This is a genomic window from Pseudomonas arsenicoxydans (genome assembly GCF_006438915.1).
Lineage (GTDB): Bacteria > Pseudomonadota > Gammaproteobacteria > Pseudomonadales > Pseudomonadaceae > Aquipseudomonas > Aquipseudomonas arsenicoxydans_A.
On sequence record NZ_RCZE01000018.1, the window covers coordinates 106,647 to 127,997 of the forward strand.

The window sequence follows — 21,351 nt, forward strand, 5'->3', positions numbered from 1 at the left end:
GGTCATTAAAAAGCTTGCGTGCGGTACATATTGCTTGAGCCGGTCGTGTGGCTCAGGCTTGACAGAATGCCGGTAGAACAGCGCTTAATCGGCGACTCCTTTGGGTTGCCCTGCAACCTTGTTTCACCCTGTTGCCCGTACTCGATAATAAAACTGGAGCTTCAGATGACCGTATCGCCCGAAATGGCCGTCAGTTTGAACACCCAAACGCTCGATTTCGACGCGCTCGTTCAACTGCTCGAACAGATTTTTCTGCGTCATGGCACCTCTGCCGATGTCGCCAGGACCCTGGCCCTCAATTGCGCCGGCGCCGAGCGCGACGGTGCTCACAGTCATGGTGTGTTCCGCATACCCGGTTATATCTCGACATTAAACAGCGGTTGGGTCAATGGTCAGGCCGTCCCGGTGGTTGAAGACGTCGCCTCGGGGTTTGTGCGGGTCGATGCGGCTAATGGTTTCGCCCAGCCGGCCCTTGTAGCGGCACGCGCCCTGTTGGTGGAAAAGGCTCGCAGTGCCGGTATTGCGGTGCTGGCGATTCGTAACTCGCATCATTTTGCGGCCTTGTGGCCGGACGTCGAGCCTTTTGCCTACGAAGGGCTGGTGGCGCTGAGCGTGGTCAACAGCATGACCTGCGTGGTGCCGCACGGCGCCGATCGTCCGCTGTTCGGCACCAACCCGATCGCTTTCGCCGCCCCGCGCGCGGATGGTGAGCCGATTGTCTTTGACCTGGCCACGAGCGCAATTGCCCATGGCGATGTGCAGATCGCGGCCCGCAAGGGCGAGCGCTTGCCGGCCGGCATGGGCGTGGACAGCCTTGGCCAGCCGACGCAGGACCCGAAAGCGATTCTCGAAGGCGGCGCACTCCTGCCTTTTGGCGGGCACAAGGGTTCCGCCTTGTCGATGATGGTGGAACTGTTGGCGGCGGCGCTGACCGGTGGGAATTTTTCCTTCGAATTCGATTGGTCGAACCATCCAGGGGCGAAAACCCCATGGACCGGGCAACTGCTGATTGTGATCGACCCAAGCAAGACCGCCGGGCAAAACTTTGCCGAGCGCAGCCAGGAACTGGTGCGGCAGATGCATGGCGTGGGGCTCAAGCGCCTGCCGGGTGATCGGCGCCATTCACAGCGGGCCAAGTCCGCTACTCAAGGCATTACGCTCGACGCCGAGACGCTGGCGAATTTGCGGGCACTCGCGCAGTAATCAACAATCTGGTAGCAGGCATGAAAAAGGCGAGCCAATGGCTCGCCTTTTGGCTGTGCGAAGCGGAGAGGCTTAACGACGACCCAGCAACAACCCGACCACCAGACCAAAACCGGCAGAGATGGCCACGGTTTGCCATGGATGACCGCCAATGTACGTTTCGGTGGCTTCGACGGCGGGTTTTGTCCGATCACGCACATTGCTGACCGAATCCCGTGCCTGCTGAAGTTTCAGGGCAATTTGCTCGCGCAGGGTCTCTGCTTCCTCGCCGACCAGTGCGGCGCTGCTGTTCAGCAGTTTTTCCGACTCTTCGATCAGCGTGGTCAGCTCGCTGAATGCCAGATCCTTGATTTGGTCTTCGGCGACTTGTGCAGCGGTTTTCCGAGCCATTGAGGTACTCCTTGCAGGTAAGTAGGCAGTGAACAATGGAGTCACGCGCAGGTGAAAAAGTTGCAGTGGATTTTTCCGTCGGCCCCGCTGGGTTGAAAATTCCTGAGTCGGACATTTCGTCCTACGGTGTAAGATGTCGCCTATTTTACGCAGCAGGAAATTCCCATGAGCTTCAATCTGGCCGACAAACCCCTCGCCGAGCGCGCTGCGCTGGAAGATGAAAAATCCCGTCTGTTCGACCTCTGGCAAAGCAACCTGGGCAAATCCAAGGGCGAAGCCGCGCGGTTGTTCGGGGAGCGCGCCAAGCGCAAAGGCAAGTGGGCTGAATGGGTTCGTGCCGAACTCGACGCGATGTCGCCGCCGGAATACGCGAATATGGTGCGCAGTGAAGTCAACCGCATCATGGCTACCAACAAGTAAGACCGGTATTCAGGCGAAACACGCGATAATCGCTTCGCGCACTTTCAACCCCACCGGGTCGAGTTGCGTGCTGGTACGCCAGCCCAGTTCGATCGGGTAGCGCGGCAAGCCCAGAGGGCAGGGTAAAAGTGCCAATCCACTAAGTGTCGCGATGCTTTGCGCGGCATGCGCCGGAATGGTCGCCACCGCCTGACTGCCCTTGAGCAAATGCGGCAACGCAGCAAAATGGGTGGTCGACGCACACACCCGACGGCTCAGCCCCAGCGCCGCCAGTCCTTCATCGGTGATGCCGATAAATCCGCCGGACGACACCAGAATGTGTTCACGAGCGACGAACTCTTCAAGGCTGATGATTTGTTGGTCTTCGGCCAAGCTGGCGCGATCCACCAGGCACAGGTATCCGCCTTCTCCCAACACCTGACGGCTGAGCAAGCGGTCGGCAAATCCGCCGGCGGTGATCGCCAGATCGATGCTGCGCTCCATCAAGGCGTGGGCGACGATCTGGCTGTGGGTTTGCCGGAAGATCAGCCGCAACTTCGGCGCTGTCCGCGCAATTTCTTCGATCAATCGCCGGCCATAGGCGATCTCGAAATCGTCCGACATCCCCACCGACACTGAGCGGCCGTCGTACTGATGAGCCGCCGGATCGACCATCGCCAGGCTTTGGCGGCATTTGTTCAGCGCATCGCTGACTACCGGTTTCAATTGATTGGCCTTCAGCGTCGGTGCCAGGCCACGACCGGTGCGCACGAACAACTGATCGCCATACACCTCACGCAGCCTGCGCAACGCGGCACTGACCGCCGATTGCGTTACGCCTAGGCGCAGGGCCGCACGGCTGGCGCTGGACTCTTCATGCAGCGCTTCGAAGACTTTGAGCAGGTTGAGGTCAACGGAGGCGATATTCATAGTGTTCATATCATTCGGTGGCGATTCAGGTTTTATTCATGGTCCTGCGGCGCCGGAGAATGAGCAATACCTGACGGAGTCACGCCGATACCCAGAATTTCTAATCCCGCTCTTCATATTCCCTCAATGCTCTGCGCCCCCCCGTCAGCGGGGGGGGCGCCCATTCCTGAAACAGTCAATCTGACAGGAATCGCCGTTTCCAGGGAGACAAGCGCCTGAAGCGCCGGCATCGGAAAAAGCGCGACTTCCCTTATCCACTGAGAACACACCATGAATCATCGCCCTACCATGCTTCGCGGTGCGCTTGCTGCCACCGTCTTGCTGCTGGCCAATCTGGCCGCTGCGCAAACGCCTGCGCAGGAGCATAACCCCGTCGAAGCCTTGCGCATCCAGAACATCGCCGAAGAAGCCTATATCTACGGCCTGCCCATCGTGATGAATTATGGCGTGATGTATTCCTACGCAGTCGATAAGGACTCGCCACAGTACAAAGCCCCCTTCAATCACTTGCACAATATTGCGCGTGTATTTACTCCAGAGGACAAGGCCGTGGTCACGGCCAACAGTGACACTCCTTATTCCTTCGCTTGGCTGGACTTGCGCGCCGAACCCATGGTGTTAAGCGTGCCGCCGGTGGAAAAGGGGCGCTACTACTCGCAGATGTTGTGTGATGGCAACACTTACAATTACGGCGTGATTGGCAGTATTGCCACCGCAGGTGTCCCCGGTGATTACCTGGTGGTCGGTCCTGACTGGAAAGGGGAGATGCCCAAGGGCATCAAGAAAATGTTCCGCTCGACGACGCAATTCTCGATGGTCGGGTATCGCACGCAGTTGTTTTCGCCACAAGATATTGAAAACGTCAAGGCGATCCAGGCCGGGTACAAGGTGCAACCGCTGTCGACCTGGTTGAAGGAGCCTGCCCCCCCTGCAGCCCAAGCCGTCACCTTCCCGGCAGCCGACAAAGATTCAATCAAGAAAAATTTCTTCGCGTATCTGGACTTTGCATTGCGCTTTGCACCCGCCGCGCCTGAGGAAAAAGCCATACGCGAAAAGTTGGCGAGTATTGGTATCGGCAATGGCGAGATGGACCACTTCAAGGCCGTTGCCGCCGTTTATGGCGAGGAACTTGCTGCCGGGGCCGCCGCCGGTGACAAGTTGATCACACAGAGCATTAGCCAACACGGTCAGAGCGTCAACGGCTGGACCCTGATGACCGAAGGTGGCGGCAATCGCCAGCGTTACAACGGCGACTGGCAGGCACGCGCGGCCGTGGCCAAGGCAGGTATTTACGCCCTGGATGCCTCCGAAGCGCGCTACGCGCTCACCCGTACCCTGCCCAATGGCGAAACTCTCGACGCCAGCAAACACAATTACACCTTTACCTTTGCTGCCGGCGAGCTACCTCCAGCCGATGCATTCTGGTCGGTAACGATGTACGACGGCGCCACCCAATTGCTGGTTGCCAACCCGATCCAGCGCTATCTGATCAATTCGCCAATGCTGCCAAACATGCAGAAAAACGCGGACGGCTCGCTGACCATTCATATCCAGAAAGACTCTCCGGGCAAAGACAAGGAAAGCAACTGGCTGCCTGCGCCCGACGGTCCAGTTTACCTGGCGCTCCGTATCTACGGCCCGCAGGAGCAAATGAACAAGGGCCAGTGGCAGGTGCCACCGCTAGTGCTTGCCGACTGACCCGATGGCCGAGAAAAAATTCGTTTCAAATGTACTGAATCGCCCCCCTCTTGATTGGGGGGGTGTGAAGTGGTCCGACACTCTTTAATGCACCGTATGTCCGGAAAAACACGATTGGCAATTGGGGGGGCATGACAGGGCGCAAATGGGCAATGTCGACTCATTGGCAACATTTCATCTCGCCATGAAGAGCCCGGTTGCGCTGTTACTTGATCGACAGTGATTGAGCATCATTAGAGAGGGGCGTCATGTTCGACGGGGACGATGAAACCAACACCTCTGGAATCGGCAGCGGCAATGTACGCGGTCCAATACCGGGTGGCAGTTTCTTCGTCGGTCATCAACTCGATAATCAGTGGTTGTCAGGTTTGCGTCCCTTGGCGATGTCGGCCTGGCGCAACGCTACGACAACGATGGGGGCGGACTGGCGCCTTGCCGCCGGCCTTGCTTACACGCTGGACAAAGTGACCGATCTAAACTTCAGTTGGGTAACGGTATGGAAGGGCGACCGGCCCGTCGACCGGCAGAAATCCTTGTCTGGCGATCGTGCGTCTGGCGAGTTCGACAACACCTGGATTCAAGACCTGAAAATCCTGTCAGCAGATAACCGCGAATGCTTTCAAGGCGGCTACCAAGGCCATGACCAGCGTACTGCCGGGTGAGTTCGAGGTTGTGCAGGAAGCACCTGAGCACTCGAATCCTTCGATAACAAAAGAGAAAACATCATGAAGGTCACGCCCCTGAAATCGGTGTACACAGCAATGGCGCTACTGGCGAGCAGTGCCCTGTCGATGGCGCACGCACAACCATCCGTTACTCCCGAAGAAGTCCGCGCCATTGCCAGGGAAGCCTATCTCTACCGCATGGGTGCTGCCGTTCTCGGCATTTATGGCAACTCGAAGGGAGAAGCGGTCTACCCTATCTACAACGCTGACGAGGAAAACCGCAAGCTTGACGGCTCCTATAAATACGAGTTGCGCTTTGCCCTGGGCCAGTTGCCTCCCATTGGTTGATCGATATCGTTCCTCGGCCGAGCCGCTCAACGTTTTGCATAAGGCTTGAAAAAATGGATCGCTTAGAGCCACAACTGATCCTTAAAACCACGCCGCCACGGGGCCAGAAATCTGCCCGGATGCGCAGCCGGCTGGCGATCGACACTCCGGAACTGACCGACAAGGTGGTGATTGCCGTTCATGCGCCAGCCGGCTTCGGCAAGACGTTTTTGCTGACCCAGTGGCGACGGGAGAGTTTGTCTCACGGCGCCGTCGTGGCCTGGCTGACGCTCGATGCGCATGATGATGGTGCCCGATTTGTCCAGGGACTGGGAGCAGCCATGGCGATTGGCAGTGGCCGGCCATCCTTTGCCCGTACCTTCGAGCCTGGTCCGGGGCCTGGGCGTGACGAGTTCGAAGGGCTGACACAGTGGCTGGCGGAAGTCGCCGATCTGGGCAGCGAGACCGTACTGATCCTGGATGAAGCTGACGCCTTGCCCGACGCGACTATTCGTCACTCCCTGACCTATCTGTTGCATAACGCTCCAGCCAATTTACGCATCATCATGGCCTCCCGCTCACGTTTGAATCTGCAAGTGGCGGACCTCGCGGCGAGGGGGCGCTACGCAACGGTCAGCACGGCGGCCTTGCGTTTCGGTGTTGAGGAAGCTGTCGCGATACTCACGGGACGCTTTGGTGCCAAGATCGACGCCGACCTTTGCGTGCGTCTGTATGAGGTTACGGAGGGCTGGCCCCTGGGTTTGCAGCTGGCTATTTCAGCGATGGAAAAAAGTTCAAGTCCGGGTGCAGCAATCGTTGAGTTGTCAAAATGCACAGGCGATATTCAGCGCTATTTCGTTGACAGCCTGGTGGCCCACCTGCCCGACGAGCAGGTCACGTTCTTGACGGGCATCGCCTTGCTGGAGATGGTCCAGCCTTCCTTGTGCATCGCATTAACGGGTAATCCGCGCGCGGCAGAAATGCTCCGGGACCTGTGTGTCTCGACTCCCATTTTCGTCGAAAGTGTCGATAGCGATTGGGTGCGCATTCATCCATTGGCCCGAGACTTCCTGCTGGGGCGGTTTGAAAAATTGGCCCCAGAGCAGCGTCAGGGTTTTCATGAACGTGCCGCTTTGTGGCTGCAACAACATGAGTTCCTGGAACAGGCAGCTCGCCAATACCATTTGGCCGGGCTACCAAGACCCGCTTATGAAATGATCGAAAAATGCCTGTACGACGTAATGTTGCGGGGCCGGTTCAGTCGGGTGCTGGAATGGGTCGAAGAACTTGAGCCCGAGGCCGTTTTGTCACACCCGCGCATTTGCCTGGCTGCTGCCTGGGCACTGGCGATGGGCGAGCGTCAGGCTGAAGCTGCGCGATTGATTACCGCCATCGAGCAACACCCGTCCGCCGATGAAGCAACCCGTTGCGAGGCCGCCGCCATCGAGACCGCCGCCGCCTATTTTGCAGATCGTCCTGACGAGTCGCTGGCCCTCATCACGCCATGGGTTGACCGGTTGTCGACGTTCCCGATCAAGGTGCAAGCGATTGTGGCGAACCAGATAGCTCGTCTGACCTTGTCTCAGGGGCAGCCGGAGAAGGCCCGGCGCATTTTTCAGCGTGCACCGCATTACACGTGGAGCCCTGGCCTGGATGCCATTCGGGGGTTTGGCCAGTGGGTCGTCGGCCTGACGTATCTTTGGGAGGGGCGGATGCTGTCGTCGCAAGCTGCCTTGCGCGCCAGTCTGGTGCTCGCCGAGCAAGATATTGGTCGACGCAGCCCGATTGCCGTGATGATGGCCAGCGCCCTGGCAACCGTCATGCTGGAGCGAGGGGAAGTTCAGGAAGCCAGCACGGTTTTGGCGAACCGGATGGACATGGTTGAGCGTCTCGCTTCGCCTGATGCGATTGTGCTGGGCTATATCACCGCATCTCGACTGGCTTCGATGCAGGGACATGGACATCGCGGGCAGGACCTTCTTGAGGCTCTATTCGCATTGGGTGAAGAACGTGACATTCCGCGGTTTTGCATCGCATCGCTGGGCGAGCAGATTCGTCTGCATGCATTGCAGGGGCGCAGTGACACGTGCCAGGCATTATGGCGGCGTCTGGAGGCTGTTACACCGCTCATTGCCCGCGAACAAACCGGGCTGCTCGGTCCGGAACTGGCGTTGATGGCGGGTGTGGCTGAGGCTTATGTCTTGCTGGCCAAGCGTGAGTGGGAAGCCATGCTGGTTGTACTCGACAAGGCTGGCGCAACCGCCGAGCACCTGCGCCGTGGCCGGGAAATTGTGCAGATCAAACTGCTCAGGGCCTTGGCGCTCAAAGCGACGGGCGAGGAGGGCACCCCCTGTTTACTGGAAGCGGTCAGCCTCGCACAAGAGAATGATATGCAGCGCGTGGTGCAAGACACTCATCCCGATCTGACCAAGTGGGTGCAGACGCTCCAGCGTCCAACCCTCCCGGCGGTAACGGCAGAATCCTCCGCGCCGATGCCTGTTTCGCGACCGGAGTCCGCAACATCGAGCGTCTCAGCCAGTCGTTTGCTGACGCCCAAGGAGCGCGAGGTGTTGCAGCTGCTGGCCCGTAATCTTTCCAACAAGCAAATCGCCCTGGCCCTGAATGTCGGCGAGGAAACGGTGAAGTGGCACCTGAAAAACCTGTTTGGAAAATTCCAGGCAGGTACCCGGCAGCATGTTGTCGCGCGCGCGTACATGCTGGGGATTCTCGAAACGGCGGGCTGATACCCGCCTGCGATTCAAGGTGATCCGTTCGGATCATCATTCAATTCCCCCCATCTGATTTCCGGCCACCCCCCCTGTCAATGGGGGGTTGTGCTGTTCGGCTTCGCCATAGTCTGGCCCCAACAAGAGCGCGACGCGCATCGGTGGGTGGGGAGCAGGGTTTATGTCTGAAAGAGTGCTGGTCGCCGGCGCGGGAATGGCGCCGTTTCTGCCGCTGGGTGGCTGTGACAGTCATGCAGCGTTGGCGGGACAGGCCATTTGTGCGGCGCTGGCCGATGCGCGAATCGACTATGACCTGATCGACCAGGTGTTTACTGCCTGCGTCCACGGTGAATCCGGTATCGCCGAGCAAATGCTGTCGCAGATTGGCTACTCCGGTGTGCCGGTTTTCAGTCTCGCCGATGGTTGTGCGTCCGCCAGCAGCGCGTTTCAGTTGGCCCGCAACAGTGTGTTGTGCGGCCAGGCTGAGTGTGTGTTGGTGGTAGGTGTCGAGTGCATGCCTGCGCGCATTTCCAATCGTGAGTTCTTCGGCTTGAAAGAGCTGGCTCGCGATGAGTCGCCTACAGTCGGACAGGGTGACAGTGCCAACGCGTTTATCGAGCGTCGACGGCAACCGGCGCTGCTGTTCGCGGCCCAAACCAGTTGGCTGCTGACGCGGTTGGGCGTTGCCGAAAACAGCTTCGACCAAGTGTTGGAGCGGGCACGAACTCAAGCTGGACTCAACCCGTACGCCGTATTGAATCGTGTGCCGGATCGCGACGGCTGGCTCCCGCCTTATCTGTCTCCGCCGGCCTGCGGTGCTGCGGCGGTGGTGATCTGCACCCCGGCCTTCGCTCAGCGTTTCGGCGCTCGGGCGGACGTCACCGTGCTGGCAAGCGCCAGGGGCAGCGACAGCACCTCGGAGCAGGAATCGGGCTGCGTGCTGGATGTGCTTGGGCGAGCGACCACTCGGCGTGTGGCGCAGCAGGCCTATCAGCAAGCGGGGCTCGGCGCGGAGGACATTGACGTGGCTGAACTGCATGACCAAAGCGTCGGTGACTTCATGGTCAATAGTGTCGCGCTGGGCTTTTGCCGAGAAGACGACATTGACCGTTTTGTGCAACTCCACGGCCCCTTGAAGGGGCAGAAGAATGCAGTGAACCCGTCAGGTGGCTTGCTGGGACGCGGGCACGCTCCAGGGGCTAGCGGACTGGCGCAACTGGTTGAGCTGGTCTGGCAACTGCGCGACATGGCCAAAGGGCGGCAAATTGCGGGAGCTCGCACGGCGCTCCAGCACAGCACCGCTTTGGGCCGGGCGGTGTCGATCACCATTTTGCAGCGCACATGAGAGGAGGCTCAGTGCGCCGTGATGTAACCCATGACCTTTCGTAAACCATAGAGCAGGTGGCACGTTTGATGAACAAAAATAATAAGATCTGCCATGCAAACCTTCGCAAGGGCTTGTTGACTTCCGCCATTCTCACCGGCCTGGGCATTGCGCCCGTGCAGGCCGTCGAGATCAACACCGGGAATGAAGACTTTGCGGTGCGCTTCGACAACACGGTGAAGTTCAACTATGCCCAGCGGGTAGAGGCAGCCAACAGCAAGCTGGCTCATTCGTGGAACAACAACGACGGGGAACGCAACTTCTCTTCCGGTAGTCCGGTTTCTCAGCGGCTCGACGTGCTGTCTGAACTGGACGTGGTTTACAAACAGAAGGCTGGTTTCCGGGTCAGTGCCAACTCCTGGTACGACCACGCCTATGACGACATCGGCAGCGATAACGCGTCGACTAACCAGCTCAACAACGGCCGGCCGGATTCCCGTCATCAGAGCGGTTACACCGATCGTTATTACAACGGTCCTTCCTCGGAAATTCTCGATGCCTTCGTGTTCGGCAGCACCGAAGTCGGCGATGAATCGCTGCTCAGCGGCAAGCTCGGCAAGCACACCAATTACTGGGGTGAAACCATCCTTGCCTTTGCCCATGGCAACAGTTACGGCCAGTCGGGCCTGGACATTTCCAAGGCGCTGGCGGTCCCGGGAACAGAAGCCAAAGAGCTGTTCATTCCGCGCAATCAGTTATCGGCCAGTTTCACGCTTAACCCGGAACTGACTGTAGCCGCGCAGTACTTCCTGGATTGGGACGCGGCGCGCCTGCCGGAGTCGGGCACTTACCTGGGGTTCAACGACGGCATTCAGAATGGCGGACACAACTTGTCGCTGGTCGCTGCACAGAACCCTCGTTTTGGCACGCCCGGTCCGTTGGGTGCCAACCAGTTTTTGCGTCTTAACAACGGCCACACCTACACCCCGGACAACCATGGTGACTTCGGCCTGATGGCCAAGTGGAGCCCGGAATGGCTGGAGGGCACGCTGGGTGTCTACTACCGCAAAACCTCCGACATCCTGCCGAACCTGGTCTTGCAACCGGTGGCGGTTGGACCTGCTCAGCTGATTTCGGGTAACGCCGGCAGCTACAACCAGTTTTACGTCGATGACATCGATGTCTACGGCCTCAGCCTGTCGAAGAGCATCGAAGGCGTCAGCGTCGGCGTCGACGTGAACTACCGCCACAACATGCCACTGGCCAGCGTGCCGGGAACCGTCAATCCGGCGGCAGGCGCTGCCGGTTTGCCGGGCTTCATCAGCAGTTTCGACGGTGATAATGGCGTGGCTCGCGGCAACACCGTGCATGCCGTCGTCAACGGCTTGACCACTTTCGGAGCGACCCCGGTGTGGGACAGCTCGAGCTTGCTGGTTGAGCTTGCCTACAGCCGCTGGCTGGACGTGACGGAAAACAAGCAGTTGTTTAAAGGCGAAGATTGGTATCACGGTGTCGACAAGGTCACCAAGGACAACTACGTCCTGGGCGTCAACTTCAACCCGACCTGGTATCAGGTGTTCCCCGGCATCGATATGTACTTGCCGGTCACCTACAACGTCGGGCTGTCAGGCAACTCTGCTGTTCAATTGGGGGGTAATAAAGATTCAGGCAGCTACTCGGTGGGCGTTGGCATGGATGTGCACAACCAGTACCGGTTTGACCTGAAGTATGTGGACAACTTTGGTCCGTTCGACACCTGCGATTCCGCCGGTAGCGCGCGTGCACAAGGTGCGGGCGCCGCACCTGGGGCCAATGGTCAATACAACTGTGTACCGGGGCAGCCCACTGCTTTCGGCGGCACGCCATCTCAGCTCAAGGATCGGGGCATGGTCACGTTTACCTTTAAAACGACCATTTGATCGAAGTCTTTGCTTGATAGCAGGAGTCACTCCATGAAGTTCGTCAACACGCTTTTATTCACTGCCTTGACCGTAGCCATCGCTGGCACGGCACACGCTGCAGTTTCCCCTGATGAAGCCGCAAAACTGGGCAACAGCCTGACCGCGGTCGGCGCGGAAAAGGCCGGCAACGCCGACAACACCATCCCGGCTTACACCGGTGGTATCACCACACCGCCGGCCAGTTTCCAGGCCGGCAGCTCGTTCCGTCCGGACCCTTACGAGGCTGACAAGCCGCGTGCAGTCGTCGATGGTAAAAACGTGGGTCAATTCGCCGGCAAACTGACCGCGACCACGCAAGAACTGCTCAAGCGTTACCCAACGTTCCGGGTCGATGTATTCCCGACCCATCGCAGCGTTGCATTGCCTCAGCGCTTGCTGGACAACACCGCGAAAAACGCCGTCGGCGCTAAAACCCTCGAGGGCGGTGTCGCACTGGAAAACGTGCTGCCGGGCGTACCGTTCCCGATCCCGAAAGATGGCTATGAGGCCATGTGGAACCACCTGCTGCGCTATCAGGGGTACGCCACCAATCTGAAATACGATTCCTGGAACGTCGACAGTTCCGGCACGGCGATTCTGGCCACGTCGGGTAACGCCTATCTGGAATATTCGCTCTACGATCCGAAGCGCACGGAACCGGCAAAAGAGACCGATCTGTTCTTCAAAACCAAGCTCTACTACCAGGCCCCGGCCCGTCGCGCAGGCGAAGCCATCCTGGTGCAGGATGCGGTCAATCCGCTGAAAATGGAGCGCCGTGGCTGGCAATACCTGCCGGGTCAGCGTCGTGTAAAACTGGCCCCGGACATTGCCTATGACACACCGAACCCGGGTTCGGCCGGTGCCTCGACCTATGACGATGCCTGGGTGTTCAACGGTGCCATGGACCGTTACGACTTCAAGCTGGTCGGCAAGAAGGAAATGATCGTTCCGTACAACACCTACAAGCTGAACTATCACAAGGAAGCCGCGGATATCACCACGCCGCACTTCGTCAATCCAGACTTGACGCGCTGGGAACTGCACCGCGTGTGGGTGGTCGAGGCCACACTGAAACCGGGCAAACGCCACATCTACAGCAAGCGCACCTTTTACCTCGACGAAGACAGCTGGATTGCCCTGGCTTCCGATGAGTACGACGCCAGCGGCAAGTTGTACCGCGGTTCCTTCGCCCACATGGCTTACAGCTATGACGTGCAGGCGCCGAACTCCGACAACCACATGATTTATGACTTCGTTTCCGGTAGCTACAACATCACCGGCGTCTATGGCCCGTATGGCGGCGTCAAGTACATCGAGCCGCTTTCGAAAGCGCAGTGGGCACCTGAGTCATTGGCTGGCACTGGCATTCGCTAAGCCATAACGCAGGTGTTTTTTTGCCGCCGGCAGTGGACTCCTCGCTGCCCGGCGGCTTTTTTGCCGAGTAAACATCATGAATGCATTTAGATGGATAACGCTGGCGGCGCTAGGCGTGGTCTTGGCCGTGCCATTTACCCGAACGGTGATCGCCGCGGAGTTTGTCGACCCGCTGTCGAGCCCGGCGGTTCCAAGTGAAAAGGCCATTAAGGGGATGTTCACCGGGTTGGCCACTGCCGGTAAGCGTCTGGTTGCCGTAGGGCAACGAGGGCATATTTTCTATTCCGATGACGATGGCGTCCGTTGGCATCAGGCTCAGGTGCCGGTCAGTTCCGATCTGGTGGCTGTGCAGTTCCCTAGCTCGACGCAGGGCTGGGCTGTCGGGCATGACGGCGTTGTGTTGCACAGCGACGACAAGGGTGAAACCTGGAAACGCCAGCTGGATGGCCGTCAGGTCGGGCATATCATGCTCGAACACTATCGCCAGCAAGCGGTGACGGATGAGGCGTTATTGGCTGATGCTCAACGAATGATCGATGAAGGGGCCGACAAACCCTTCCTGGATGTGTGGTTTGCCAATGAGAAAACCGGTTACATCGTCGGCGCATTCAACCTGATTTTCCGTACAGAGGATGGTGGCCAGACCTGGCTGCCGATGATGGACCGCACGGACAATCCGGGAGCGCTGAACCTCTACGGGATGCGTGCGATCGGCGACGACCTGTTTATTGTCGGCGAGCAAGGGCTGGTGTTGAAACTGGAACCCGCGAGCCAGCGCTTCGTTAATGTTCCGACGCCCTACAGCGGCAGCTATTTTGGCCTCACCGGCACACCGGGCGCGGTGCTCGTATACGGCCTGCGCGGCAATGTGTACCGCAGCGTCGATCACGGTGCGAATTGGGAAAAGGTTGAGCTGGGTCTGTCCTCAAGCATCACCGCGAGCACGGTCACGGCAGACGGTCGAATCATTCTGGTCAGCCAGGCCGGCCATGTCCTGGTCAGCGATGACGACGGCGTAAGTTTCACGCAAAAACCACAAGAGCGCCTGGGGCCTGCCGCTGCGGTACAGGCCGTCAGGTCAGGTTCCGTGGTGGTCGCAGGTGCTCAGGGGTTGCGGCAGTTGCCGTACCAATAAGCCCACTTCACAGAATAAAAAGAGACGAGCCACGTCATGGGTAATAACTACAACCTCGATACGATGCCGGTGATCCGAGAGCTCAAGGGCTTCGATGCACGCTCCGGCAACTTCCTTGAACGCCTGATTTTCAACAACCGCCTGTTGGTGGTCCTGACCTGCCTGCTCGTCACGCTATTGCTGAGCTATTTCGCCGCCACTCGACTGACGCTCAATGCCAGCTTCGAAAAGATGATTCCGCAGAGTCAGCCGTACATCAAAAACTATCNCAGGGGTTGCGGCAGTTGCCGTACCAATAAGCCCACTTCACAGAATAAAAAGAGACGAGCCACGTCATGGGTAATAACTACAACCTCGATACGATGCCGGTGATCCGAGAGCTCAAGGGCTTCGATGCACGCTCCGGCAACTTCCTTGAACGCCTGATTTTCAACAACCGCCTGTTGGTGGTCCTGACCTGCCTGCTCGTCACGCTATTGCTGAGCTATTTCGCCGCCACTCGACTGACGCTCAATGCCAGCTTCGAAAAGATGATTCCGCAGAGTCAGCCGTACATCAAAAACTATCTGGAAAATCGCCAGTCACTGCGCGGACTGGGCAATACGGTGCGGGTGGTGGTGGAGAACACCGACGGCGACATCTATGACCCGAAGTACCTCGACGTMCTCAAACAGGTCAACGACGCCTTGTTCCTGACGCCCGGCGTGGACCGCGCATGGATGAAATCGTTGTGGACACCGGCCGTGCGCTGGACCGAAGTCACGGAAGAGGGCTTCCGTGGCGGGCCAGTGATGCCGGACTCTTATGACGGTTCGGCTTCAGGTGTCGAGCAACTGCGCTTGAACATCGCCCGTTCCGGAATCATCGGCAGTCTGGTCGGCAACAACTTCAAGTCGAGCATGATCGTGGTGCCGCTGCTGGAGAAAGACCCGGTCACCGGCGCTGCCATCGACTATCACCAGTTCTCGCGCCTGCTCGAAGAACAGCTGCGCAACAAGTTTGAATTTGCAGGCTCCAGCGCCGAACACAAGGCGGGCGAAGAGGGCAAAGGCCCGATCAAGATCCGCGTGATCGGCTTCGCCAAACTGGTGGGCGATCTGATCGATGGCCTGCTGCTGATCATGCTGTACTTCGGCGCGGCCGCGCTGATCGCCACCGCCATCATTTATGCCTTCACCCGTTGTGTGCGCAGCACCGCGCTGGTGATTCTGTGCTCGGTGGTGGCCGTGGTCTGGCAACTGGGTTTGATTACYTTGTTCGGCTACGCACTTGATCCGTTTTCGATCCTTGTGCCGTTTCTGGTGTTCGCCATCGGCGTGTCCCACGGCGCGCAGAAAATGAACGGGATCATGCAGGACGTCGGWCGCGGTACCCATCAATTGATCGCCGCGCGTTACACCTTTCGCCGCCTGTTTCTCGCCGGCCTGACCGCGTTGCTGGCCGATGCGGTGGGCTTTGCGGTGCTGATGTTGATCGAYATCCCGGTGATCCAGGATCTGGCGGTCACCGCGAGCATTGGTGTAGCGGTATTGATCTTCACCAACCTGGTGCTGTTGCCGGTGCTGCTGTCCTATTTTGGTGTGAGCCCAAAGGCGGCAGCGCGCAGTTTGCGACAGGAAAACGAGGAGCTGAAAGGCAAAGGGCTGGGCAGTTTGTGGAGTCTGCTTGACCGCTTCACTGAACGTCGCTGGGCGACGGTGGCGGTGGTGGTGGCCGGTCTGCTGGCGGTCGGTGGCTTTATGGTCAGCACGCATTTGAAGATCGGCGACCTTGATCCGGGCGCGCCGGAACTGCGTGCCGACTCGCGCTACAACCGCGACAACGCCTACATCACCGCCAATTACTCGCTGTCCAGCGATCAGTTCGCGGTCATGGTTAAAACCGCCAGCGAAGGTTGCCTGAAGTACGAAACCCTGGTGGAAGCCGACCGCCTCGGCTGGTTGCTGCAACAACAACCGGGCGTGCAGACCACCGTTTCGCTGGTCAATGCGGTGCGGCAGATCACGGCGGGTTCCTATGAGGGCAACCCGAAAATGCTGACCATCGCCCGTAATCAGAATGTGCTCAATTACGGCGCGCAGCAGGCNAACTGCGTGCCGACTCGCGCTACAACCGCGACAACGCCTACATCACCGCCAATTACTCGCTGTCCAGCGATCAGTTCGCGGTCATGGTTAAAACCGCCAGCGAAGGTTGCCTGAAGTACGAAACCCTGGTGGAAGCCGACCGCCTCGGCTGGTTGCTGCAACAACAACCGGGCGTGCAGACCACCGTTTCGCTGGTCAATGCGGTGCGGCAGATCACGGCGGGTTCCTATGAGGGCAACCCGAAAATGCTGACCATCGCCCGTAATCAGAATGTGCTCAATTACGGCGCGCAGCAGGCTTCGGTGAACAACCCGGAACTGTTCAACAGCGATTGCTCGATGATGCCGGTGATTGCTTATCTCTCCGATCACAAGGCCGAAACCCTCGATCATGTGGTGAAAGTGGCCGACCAGTTCGCCCGCGAACACAGCAACGACGATCGCCAGTTCATGCTCGCCGCCGGCAGCGCGGGGATCGAAGCCGCGACCAACATCGTCGTGCGCGAGGCCAACCGCACCATGCTGTTCTACGTGTACGGCGCGGTGATCGTGCTGTGTTTCATCACCTTCCGCAGCTGGCGCGCGGTGGTGGTGGCGGTGGTGCCGTTGATGCTGACCTCGATTCTCTGCGAAGCATTGATGGTCTGGCTCGGCATGGGCGTGAAGGTCGCGACCCTGCCAGTAATCGCCTTGGGCGTCGGCATCGGTGTCGATTACGCGCTGTACCTGCTTAGCGTCCAGTTGGCGCAACAACGTGCCGGTCTGTCGTTGACCGAAGCCTACAAAAACTCCGTCGCGTTCACCGGCAAGGTGGTGGCTCTGGTCGGCATCACGCTGGCGGCAGGCGTCATCACCTGGGCCTGGTCGCCGATCAAGTTCCAGGCCGACATGGGCATCCTGCTGACCTTCATGTTCATCTGGAACATGGTCGGGGCGTTGGTATTGATCCCGGCGCTGTCGCATTTTCTGCTCAAACGCACGCATTAAAACTTCGCAAAGCTCAGCCCGGCTCAAAATGCGGGCCGGGCTGAGCTTTGCCATCCATTCCGATGATAGGAAACAACTCGATGAGTATCCGGTTGAAAGCTTTAGCGTACGCGGCGGCGCTGCTTGTTGGCCTTCCGGCAGTGCAGGCCCAGGCGGGTGTGAGCCCGGAAGAGGCGCGTACCATTGCCAAGGAAGCCTACATCTACGGCTACCCGATGGTGGACAACTACCGTATTCAGTATGGGTATTTCGTGGATCATCAGAATCCCGAATACAAAGGCCCCTGGAATCAGATTCACAACACCCCTCGTGTCTATACCCCCGCGGACAAGGCCGTCCAGACGCCCAACTCCGATACGCCTTATTCATGGGCGGGCCTTGATTTGCGCGCCGAACCCATCGTCCTCACGATTCCCCACATCGAGAAAAATCGTTACTTCAGCGTCCAGCTCACTGATCTCTACACGTTCAATTCCGACTACATCAGCAGCCGCACCACCGGTAATGATGGCGGTAGCTACCTGATTGTCGGACCGAACTGGAAAGGTGATACGCCCAAAGGCATCAAGAAAGTCTTTCGTGCTGAAACAGACCTGACTCTCGCTATCTATCGCACGCAACTGTTCAATCCAGGCGATATCGAGAAGGTGAAGAAGGTTCAGGCTGGCTACAAAGTGCAGACGCTGTCGGCGTTCTTGGGTAGCACCCCGGCGAAAGCCGCACCGCCCATTGATTTCGTCAAACCGCTTAGCCATGAGGAGCAAAAGACCTCCCTTCAGCTGTTCAGCATCATGAACTTCCTGCTGCAATTTTGCCCGACCGATCCTTCCGAAAAAGAACTGATGGCGCGCTTTGCCAAGATCGGCATCGGTGCCGGAAAAGACTTCGACCCTGCCAAACTCAGCCCAGAGATGAAGACCGCCATCGAGCAAGGCATGGCCGATGCCTGGGATGCCTTTGCTGGTGGCGTCAAGCAGTTGAATGAGGGCACGCTGACATCGGGCGATATTCTCGGCTCGCGCGAGGCCATGAAGAACAACTACCTGAACCGCATGCTCGGGACGATTGGTATTTATGGCGCCTCCAGGCAAGAGGCGATTTATCCGTTTTATCGTGTCGATGCCGACAAGCAGAAACTAGATGGAAGCCAGCGCTACAGCCTGCGCTTTGCACCTGATCAGTTGCCCCCCGTCAATGCGTTTTGGTCGCTGACGATGTACGAACTGCCAGGCAGCTGGCTGGTCGACAATCCTCTCAATCGTTACCTGATCAACTCGCCGATGCTGTCACAGCTCAAGCGCGATGTGGACGGTGGCGTGACGTTGTACATCCAGCATGAATCCCCGGGCAAGGATAAAGAGGCTAACTGGTTGCCCGCACCAAAGGGCCCATTTGCCATGTACATGCGCTTGTATCGGCCGGCCGAGCAGGCGTTGTCGGGGAAATGGACTGCGCCGCCGCTGGAACATCTGAAGTAATCAGGCATCGAGCATTGCCGATGCAATCCCTTCATTCACGATGGATACCCGTATGGCCATTCCAGAACTCAAAAACAAGAAAGTCATGATCACGGGGGCCGCCTCTGGCATCGGTCGTGCGGCGGCGTTTGCATTCGCTCGCCGTGGCGCGCACATCATCGCCACGGATATTGATTCTCAGGCATTGAAACGGCTTCAGGTCGACCTCGTCGCGCAGGGAGCCATTTGCATGATCCATCAACTCGACGTTTCGAATAGCGATGAGATGCAGGCGTTCGCCGAGCATCCGTACATGAAATCGCGGCCAATTGATGTGCTGATCAACAACGCCGGAATAGGTTATCTGGGCCAGTTGCTCCAGAGCGACCTGACCCACTGGCGGCGGGTCATGGACATCAACCTCATGGGCGTGGTCCATGGCTGCTTTTACTTCATCCCGCAAATGCTCCAGGCCGGCGGGGTGCGCCATGTGCTCAACGTGGCCTCGGTGGCGGGCATCTATCCATCACCGACCATGGGTGCATACGCAGCCTCTAAACATGCCGTATTCGGTTTCAGCGAAGTCTTGAAGATGGAACTGGCCAACTCCAACGTCAGCATCACCACGGTCTGTCCCGGCATTATCAATACCGCCATCACCCAGTCCCGCAGCGCTGTTTCACCTTCTATCACTGAAGCGCAGATCGAGCGACTGCAGGCCTACTACAAAGCCAAAGGCTGTGAACCGGAACTGGTTGCCGAGGCGATGGTTCGCGCCGTGCAGAAAGGTCAGGACCTGGTGCTGGTCGGGCCGTTCGCCAAACTGATTTTTCACGTGAAGCGTCTTTCCATTGGCCTGATCCGCCGGGTGATCCTCAACGACGCGCGCAAGGTCGGCTACCTGTAATCCGCCGTCACGCCTGTAATACCGAACTCGTACAAGAATAAAAGGAACACATAACCATGCTGGGCTTGATGCAAGATCAACCGTTGTTGATTTCCAACGTTCTCGAACACGCGCTGAAGGCGCATCCACGCACCGAAATTGCCTCGCGCACCGCAGACGGCTCGGTCCATCACTGCACGTATGCCGACATCGGGCGCCGTGCCAAACAGGTGGCCAATGCGCTGGTTGCGCTTGATGTTCAGCCCGGTGACCGAATCGGCACCTTGGCCTGGAATGGTTACCGGCACATGGAGCTGTACTTCGGCGTGTCGGGCATTGGCGCGGTGTTGCATACGATCAACCCACGGTTGTTCGCCGAGCAGATCGAGTTCATCGCCAATCACGCCGAGGATCAGTATTTGATGTTCGATCTGTCGTTCGCGGCCTTGGTCGAGCAAATCGCACCGCATCTGAAAACCGTCAAGGGCTTCATTGCCCTGTGTGACCGTGAGCAAATGCCGGCGATCAATGTGCTCAACCTGATCTGCTATGAAGACCTGATCGCCGAACAGAGCAGTGATTTCAGCTGGCCGGAGTTCGATGAGCGCACCGCGTCATCGATGTGCTACACCTCAGGTACCACCGGTAATCCGAAGGGCGTGCTGTATTCACACCGTTCTTCGATTCTGCATTCGTTGGCCCTTTGCACCTCGGATGGCTTTGGTTTGTCGGCGGCGGATTCGGCGTTGCTGGTCGTGCCGATGTTCCATGTCAATGCATGGGGAATGCCTTACGCCGCTGCCATGTGTGGCGCCAAACTGGTATTGCCGGGCGCCGCGCTGGATGGTGAGAGTCTCTACACGCTGATGCGCGATGAGCAAGTCACCCTGGCGCTTGGTGTGCCGACGGTGTGGATGACGTTGCAGCAACACGTCGAGGCGCAGGGACTGCAACCGGCTGCCGAGTTGTGCCTGAACCGGGTAGTGATCGGCGGGGCCGCCGCCCCTCGAAGCCAGGTCGAGACGTTTGAGACGATCTTCGACGCGCGTGTCTTGCATGCGTGGGGCATGACCGAGATGTCGCCACTGGGCACCCTCTGCATTCCGTTGCCCAAGCACCGCGGCGCACCGCTCAATGAAGTGCTCGATTTGCAGGCCAAACAGGGGCGTGCGCTGTTTGGTGTGTCGATGAAGATTGTTGATGATGAGGGCGCTGAACTGCCACGCGATGGCAAGGCTTCAGGTCTGCTGCTGGTCAAGGGGCCGTGGATCGCCAGCCAGTATTACGGCGGCGAGGGCGGGCAGATTCTGAATGGCGAGGGCTGGCTCGATACGGGCGACATTGCAACCATCGATGCCGATGGCTACATGCAGATTACCGACCGCGCCAAGGACGTGATCAAGTCGGGTGGCGAGTGGATTTCCTCGATTGACCTGGAAAACGCCGCCGTCAGTCATCCCGCCGTTGCTGAAGCCGCTGTGATTGGCATCCCTCATCCGAAATGGCAGGAACGTCCATTGCTGGTGGTGGTGCTCAAACCCGGCAAGACAGCGAGCAAGGATGATCTGCTGAAAGTGCTACAAAGCCGTGTGGCGAAGTGGTGGCTGCCGGACGATGTCGTCTTTGTCGAGGCATTGCCGCACACCGCCACCGGCAAGTTGCAAAAGATGAAGCTGCGGGAGCAGTTCCGTGATTTCCGCTTTCAGGATTAAGAGAACGAGGAATCACTGTGGCGAGGGAGCTTGCTCCCGTTGGGTCGCGACGCGGCCCCAGGAGAGGGACTGCTGCGCAGTCCAGCGGGAGCGAGCTCCCTCGCCACAGGGG

Annotated in this window: 15 protein-coding genes and 3 pseudogenes; 16 read left to right on the forward strand and 2 right to left on the reverse strand. The window is 58.6% G+C overall.

The window, feature by feature from the left end; translation table 11 throughout:
- Positions 1–165 precede the first annotated feature (165 nt).
- Positions 166–1,203, forward strand: coding sequence for an Ldh family oxidoreductase (locus tag EAH78_RS29255; protein ID WP_140671481.1), 1,038 nt, complete (start codon positions 166–168; stop codon positions 1,201–1,203).
- 72 nt (positions 1,204–1,275) lie between these two features.
- Here EAH78_RS29255 and EAH78_RS29260 read toward each other — a convergent pair whose 3' ends face one another.
- Positions 1,276–1,593, reverse strand: coding sequence for a DUF883 family protein (locus tag EAH78_RS29260; protein WP_140671483.1), 318 nt, complete (start codon positions 1,591–1,593; stop codon positions 1,276–1,278).
- A gap of 165 nt (positions 1,594–1,758) precedes the next feature.
- On the opposite strand from EAH78_RS29260, the gene EAH78_RS29265 reads away from it, so the two are divergent.
- Positions 1,759–2,013, forward strand: coding sequence for a hypothetical protein (locus tag EAH78_RS29265; RefSeq protein ID WP_140671485.1), 255 nt, complete (start codon positions 1,759–1,761; stop codon positions 2,011–2,013).
- A 9-nt stretch (positions 2,014–2,022) separates the two neighbouring features.
- On the opposite strand, the gene EAH78_RS29270 is transcribed toward EAH78_RS29265, so the two are convergent.
- Complete coding sequence (locus EAH78_RS29270) at positions 2,023–2,931, reverse strand: LysR family transcriptional regulator (protein ID WP_140671487.1); 909 nt, start codon at positions 2,929–2,931, stop codon at positions 2,023–2,025.
- A 261-nt stretch (positions 2,932–3,192) separates the two neighbouring features.
- Between EAH78_RS29270 and EAH78_RS29275 the strand changes: the two genes are divergently transcribed.
- The 14 genes and pseudogenes from EAH78_RS29275 to EAH78_RS29340 all read left to right on the forward strand — a co-directional run bounded on the left by EAH78_RS29275 (position 3,193) and on the right by EAH78_RS29340 (position 21,239).
- The gene (locus EAH78_RS29275) at positions 3,193–4,620 is read left to right on the forward strand and encodes a DUF1254 domain-containing protein (RefSeq protein ID WP_170219188.1); all 1,428 of its coding nucleotides are present in this window, start codon (positions 3,193–3,195) and stop codon (positions 4,618–4,620) included.
- Between the two features lie 248 nt (positions 4,621–4,868).
- Positions 4,869–5,282 (forward strand): hypothetical protein, encoded by a 414-nt coding sequence (locus tag EAH78_RS29280; protein ID WP_140671489.1) that lies wholly within the window; start codon positions 4,869–4,871, stop codon positions 5,280–5,282.
- Positions 5,283–5,345: 63 nt separating this feature from the next.
- Positions 5,346–5,633 carry a hypothetical protein gene (locus EAH78_RS32445; protein WP_193560108.1) on the forward strand — a complete coding sequence of 96 codons (288 nt, stop codon included), beginning with the start codon at positions 5,346–5,348 and terminating at the stop codon, positions 5,631–5,633.
- Between the two features lie 53 nt (positions 5,634–5,686).
- Positions 5,687–8,356: a helix-turn-helix transcriptional regulator gene (locus EAH78_RS29290; protein WP_140671491.1), complete on the forward strand. Its 2,670-nt coding sequence runs from the start codon at positions 5,687–5,689 to the stop codon at positions 8,354–8,356.
- A 163-nt stretch (positions 8,357–8,519) separates the two neighbouring features.
- A complete protein-coding gene (locus EAH78_RS29295) occupies positions 8,520–9,683 on the forward strand; it encodes a thiolase C-terminal domain-containing protein (protein ID WP_140671493.1) in 1,164 nt (387 codons plus the stop codon).
- 68 nt (positions 9,684–9,751) lie between these two features.
- Positions 9,752–11,581, forward strand: a complete 1,830-nt coding sequence (locus EAH78_RS29300; protein WP_140671495.1) for a DUF1302 domain-containing protein — start codon at positions 9,752–9,754, stop codon at positions 11,579–11,581.
- 33 nt (positions 11,582–11,614) lie between these two features.
- Positions 11,615–12,976, forward strand: a complete 1,362-nt coding sequence (locus EAH78_RS29305; protein ID WP_140671497.1) for a DUF1329 domain-containing protein — start codon at positions 11,615–11,617, stop codon at positions 12,974–12,976.
- A gap of 76 nt (positions 12,977–13,052) precedes the next feature.
- Positions 13,053–14,111: a WD40/YVTN/BNR-like repeat-containing protein gene (locus tag EAH78_RS29310; RefSeq protein WP_140671499.1), complete on the forward strand. Its 1,059-nt coding sequence runs from the start codon at positions 13,053–13,055 to the stop codon at positions 14,109–14,111.
- Positions 14,112–14,147: 36 nt separating this feature from the next.
- Positions 14,148–14,378: pseudogene (locus tag EAH78_RS33470) on the forward strand (hypothetical protein); the annotation flags it as partial.
- 68 nt (positions 14,379–14,446) lie between these two features.
- Positions 14,447–16,180, forward strand: a pseudogene (locus EAH78_RS29320) (efflux RND transporter permease subunit); the annotation flags it as partial.
- 11 nt (positions 16,181–16,191) lie between these two features.
- Positions 16,192–17,184 (forward strand): annotated as a pseudogene (locus EAH78_RS29325) (efflux RND transporter permease subunit); the annotation flags it as partial.
- Positions 17,185–17,231: 47 nt separating this feature from the next.
- On the forward strand, positions 17,232–18,662 hold the full coding sequence (locus EAH78_RS29330; protein WP_240051949.1) for a DUF1254 domain-containing protein: 1,431 nt from the start codon (positions 17,232–17,234) through the stop codon (positions 18,660–18,662).
- Between the two features lie 52 nt (positions 18,663–18,714).
- Positions 18,715–19,548, forward strand: coding sequence for an SDR family NAD(P)-dependent oxidoreductase (locus EAH78_RS29335; RefSeq protein ID WP_140671503.1), 834 nt, complete (start codon positions 18,715–18,717; stop codon positions 19,546–19,548).
- A gap of 56 nt (positions 19,549–19,604) precedes the next feature.
- Complete coding sequence (locus EAH78_RS29340) at positions 19,605–21,239, forward strand: 3-(methylthio)propionyl-CoA ligase (protein ID WP_140671505.1); 1,635 nt, start codon at positions 19,605–19,607, stop codon at positions 21,237–21,239.
- Positions 21,240–21,351 lie beyond the last annotated feature (112 nt).

Coding starts and splice junctions, on each gene's coding strand:
- EAH78_RS29295 (WP_140671493.1), top strand. CDS start 8,520: ATGTCTGAAAGAGTGCTGGTCGCCGGCGCGGGAATGGCGCCGTTTCTG.
- EAH78_RS29270 (WP_140671487.1), bottom strand. CDS start 2,931: ATGAACACTATGAATATCGCCTCCGTTGACCTCAACCTGCTCAAAGTC.
- EAH78_RS32445 (WP_193560108.1), top strand. CDS start 5,346: ATGAAGGTCACGCCCCTGAAATCGGTGTACACAGCAATGGCGCTACTG.
- EAH78_RS29310 (WP_140671499.1), top strand. CDS start 13,053: ATGAATGCATTTAGATGGATAACGCTGGCGGCGCTAGGCGTGGTCTTG.
- EAH78_RS29280 (WP_140671489.1), top strand. CDS start 4,869: ATGTTCGACGGGGACGATGAAACCAACACCTCTGGAATCGGCAGCGGC.
- EAH78_RS29260 (WP_140671483.1), bottom strand. CDS start 1,593: ATGGCTCGGAAAACCGCTGCACAAGTCGCCGAAGACCAAATCAAGGAT.
- EAH78_RS29255 (WP_140671481.1), top strand. CDS start 166: ATGACCGTATCGCCCGAAATGGCCGTCAGTTTGAACACCCAAACGCTC.
- EAH78_RS29305 (WP_140671497.1), top strand. CDS start 11,615: ATGAAGTTCGTCAACACGCTTTTATTCACTGCCTTGACCGTAGCCATC.
- EAH78_RS29335 (WP_140671503.1), top strand. CDS start 18,715: ATGGCCATTCCAGAACTCAAAAACAAGAAAGTCATGATCACGGGGGCC.
- EAH78_RS29300 (WP_140671495.1), top strand. CDS start 9,752: ATGAACAAAAATAATAAGATCTGCCATGCAAACCTTCGCAAGGGCTTG.
- EAH78_RS29340 (WP_140671505.1), top strand. CDS start 19,605: ATGCTGGGCTTGATGCAAGATCAACCGTTGTTGATTTCCAACGTTCTC.
- EAH78_RS29275 (WP_170219188.1), top strand. CDS start 3,193: ATGAATCATCGCCCTACCATGCTTCGCGGTGCGCTTGCTGCCACCGTC.
- EAH78_RS29290 (WP_140671491.1), top strand. CDS start 5,687: ATGGATCGCTTAGAGCCACAACTGATCCTTAAAACCACGCCGCCACGG.
- EAH78_RS29265 (WP_140671485.1), top strand. CDS start 1,759: ATGAGCTTCAATCTGGCCGACAAACCCCTCGCCGAGCGCGCTGCGCTG.